The 3159-nt window shown below is 67.3% G+C and carries 3 protein-coding genes; all 3 read left to right on the top strand.

Annotation, left to right across the window (positions count from 1 at the left end; all coding sequences use genetic code 11):
- The first annotated feature begins 96 nt into the window (after positions 1-96).
- Positions 97-1311: a DUF5996 family protein gene (locus tag BN1233_RS19430; RefSeq protein ID WP_342341655.1), complete on the top strand. Its 1215-nt coding sequence runs from the start codon at positions 97-99 to the stop codon at positions 1309-1311.
- A gap of 166 nt (positions 1312-1477) precedes the next feature.
- A complete protein-coding gene (locus BN1233_RS19425) occupies positions 1478-2419 on the top strand; it encodes a pirin family protein (RefSeq protein ID WP_046865250.1) in 942 nt (313 codons plus the stop codon).
- A 139-nt stretch (positions 2420-2558) separates the two neighbouring features.
- Positions 2559-3125, top strand: a complete 567-nt coding sequence (locus BN1233_RS19420; RefSeq protein ID WP_046865249.1) for an NADPH-dependent FMN reductase — start codon at positions 2559-2561, stop codon at positions 3123-3125.
- Positions 3126-3159 lie beyond the last annotated feature (34 nt).

Here is a 3159-nt window from a genome sequence, read left to right as displayed (position 1 = left end):
TTGCATCGCGGCGGCTCCGCCGTATCGCGGATCCCGTGATGCTCTGTGGTGCAGCGAGCACCTACGCTCGCTGCACCTTCCGGAAAATGGTCCAGAATGGCGCGCATCATTGTCTCTACCCGGGAGGCGAAGGCCATGGGAACAGGAAACAAGCAGCCCCGGACGGACACCGAACCAAGCGACGGGCATCTCGACCGGCTGCTCGATGAGGCGCTCAAGGAAACGTTCCCGGCCAGCGATCCCGCCGCGGTCGGGTTCGACAAGCCTTCGGGTTCGGCAAGCGGCGATCCGGATGGAGGGGACGTGCGGGCCGCAACTCCGATTGACGCAGAAGGCGAGGCAAATCCCGAGGCGCTTGGAACCGGACGCCCTCATCCCGGGATCTGGCCGGACCTGCCTTACGAGGCCTGGAAGGAAACCTGCGCCACGCTTCATCTTTGGACCCAGGTCGTCGGCAAGGTTCGGCTCGCCCGAACCCCGCGGCTCAACCATTCCTGGCAGGTCCCGCTCTACGTCACGGCGCGCGGCCTAGCGACGTCGCCAGTCCCTTATGGGCATCGCGCGTTCGAGATCGTGTTCGATTTCATCCATCACGTCCTCGACGTCAGGACGAGCGAAGGTGCCCGCAGGGTGATGGCCTTGCAGCCGCGGTCGGTGGCGGATTTCCACGGTGAGGTGATGGCGATACTGTCCGGACTCGGCATGCCGGTTCCGGTCGATGAACGTCCCTGCGAGATCCCGGGGGCGATCCCCTTCAGCCAGGATCGGATCCATGCGGCCTATGATGCCGATTATACGGAGCGCTTCTGGCGGGTGCTCCTTCAGGCTGACCGGGTCCTGAAAAAGTTTCGCACCGGCTTCATCGGGAAATGCAGCCCCGTCCACTTCTTCTGGGAGAGCTTCGATCTGGCCGTGACGCGGTTCTCGGGCCGTCCTGCCCCGGCGCATCTGGGTGGTGTCCCCGGCGTGGCGGATGAGATCATGCGGGAGGCCTACTCCCACGAGTTGAGCAGCGCCGGCTTCTGGCCGGGCGGCAGCGGGATCGACTACCCCGCCTTCTATTCGTATGCTTATCCAGAGCCGGACGGGTTCCGCGGGGCCGCCGTCCGACCCGACGCAGCCTTTTTCAGCGAGGAACTCGGCGAGTTTCTCTTGCCCTACGATGCGGTCCGCACCGCGCCCGAACCCGATGCCGTGCTCCTCGCATTCCTTCAAAGCACCTACGAGGCGGCCGCGGACGTGGCCCAGTGGAATCGGGTTGCGCTCGAATGCGCGCGGGGCATTCCAGGCATCCCCCGCTCCGTCTCCTGAGCGGTATCCGGGTCGACTCGCCCGACCGCCATCACGTGCATCAACCGTTCGGAGCGCATTGGGCCGGACCTCGCCCGGCATGGGTATCGGCCCTCTAACCACTCTGGTCCGTCGGTCACACGAGCCTATGTCCCGCAGGACCGGTCAATACGCGAGGACCGAACCCATGAGCTGGCTCCCTGCCGAAGATCCCGCACCCGGAGACAGTTTCGCCTGCGACGCCATCGAAACCGTGATCGTGCCCCGTTCCCATGATCTCGGAGGATTCGAGGTCCGCCGGGCGCTGCCCTCCGCGGGGCGCCGGATGGTCGGGCCCTTCATCTTCTTCGACCAGATGGGGCCGTCCGAGTTCCTGCTTGGGACGGGCCTGGACGTGCGGCCTCACCCGCACATCGGGCTCTCGACCGTGACCTACCTGTTCGACGGCGAGGTCATACACCGCGACTCCCTCGGGATGGAGCTGCCGATCCGGCCCGGCGAGCTCAACTGGATGACCGCCGGGCGCGGGATCGTCCATTCCGAGCGCACCCCGCAGGATTTGCGCAGCCTCGGCTCGCGGCTGTTCGGGATCCAGAGCTGGGTAGCCCTGTCGGCCAAGGACGAGGAGACGGCCCCGGACTTCACCCATTACGGGGCAGGTGAGATGCCGGTGCTCTCCGGGGAGGGCACGACGGTGCGGATCATCGCGGGCGCGCTCCTCGGCGCTTCGTCCCCCGTGCGCACCTCCAGCCCGATGTTCTATGCCGATGCGGCGCTCCGGGCCGGGGCTTCGATACCCCTCGATCCCGATTACCACGAGCGGGCCCTCTACACGGTCGCGGGCGAGATCGAGATCGCGGGCGACGTGTTCGGGCCCGCGCAGCTTCTGGTGTTCCGGCCCGGGGATCGCATCACAATCCGGGCCCGGACGGAGGCCCGCTTCATGATGCTCGGGGGCGAGGCAATGGACGGGCCACGCTACATCTGGTGGAACTTCGTCTCGTCGCGCAAGGAGCGCATCGAGCAGGCCAAGGCGGACTGGAAGGCGGCCCGGTTCGAAACGGTGCCGGGAGATGCCGAGTTCATCCCGCTCCCGGAACCCGAGCCGACGCCGGTGCGCTATCCCTAGAGGGTTGCCGCGCATGGCAGGTCGCGGGGCCAGGATTCCGGGCCGGCGTCTTGCCGAGATGCCGGCGAGGTCTGTGGGCGTGCCGCGACCGACAGCTCAGGGATGATGACGATCGGAACCGACCGGGCGGGAGGATGGCGTGACCAAACTGATCGGAGTGTCCGGAAGCCTGCGCCGAGGTTCGTTGAACTCCGCGCTGCTCCGTGCCGCGGCCGAAAGGATGCCGGAGGGCTCGGAGCTGGTCATCGGGACCATCCGGGGCATCCCGCTCTACAACGGGGACGTGGAGGCCGCCGAGGGAATCCCCGAGCCCGTGACTGCCCTCAAGGACGTTATCGCCGCCGCGGATGGCCTGCTGCTCGTCACGCCGGAATACAACAACTCGATTCCCGGCGTGTTCAAGAATGCGATCGACTGGCTGTCCCGGCCGCCGGCCGACATCCCGCGGGTCTTCGGCGGCAAGCCGGTCGCGCTGATGGGCGCCTCGCCCGGCGGGTTCGGGACCATTCTCAGCCAGAATGCCTGGCTTGCGGTGCCGCGGACCCTTGGCGCCGAACTTTGGGGCGAGGGGCGTCTCCTGGTCTCGCGGGCCCAGCAGGTGTTTGCCGAGGACGGCACGCTCGCGGACGAGAAGGTCGGCGAGCGGCTCCAGGCCTTCATGGAAGGCTTCGTCAGGTTCGCCCGATCGCTCTCGCAGCGCGGCTAGCCGAGGGCGAGGGCATCCGTTGCGGACGGCGCCC

Origin of the sequence: Microvirga massiliensis, from assembly GCF_001006805.1 — a bacterium.
In the GTDB taxonomy this organism is placed as follows: domain Bacteria; phylum Pseudomonadota; class Alphaproteobacteria; order Rhizobiales; family Beijerinckiaceae; genus Microvirga; species Microvirga massiliensis.
The sequence above is the reverse complement of the archived record's forward strand: the minus strand, read 5'-3'. Positions and strand labels throughout refer to the sequence as shown.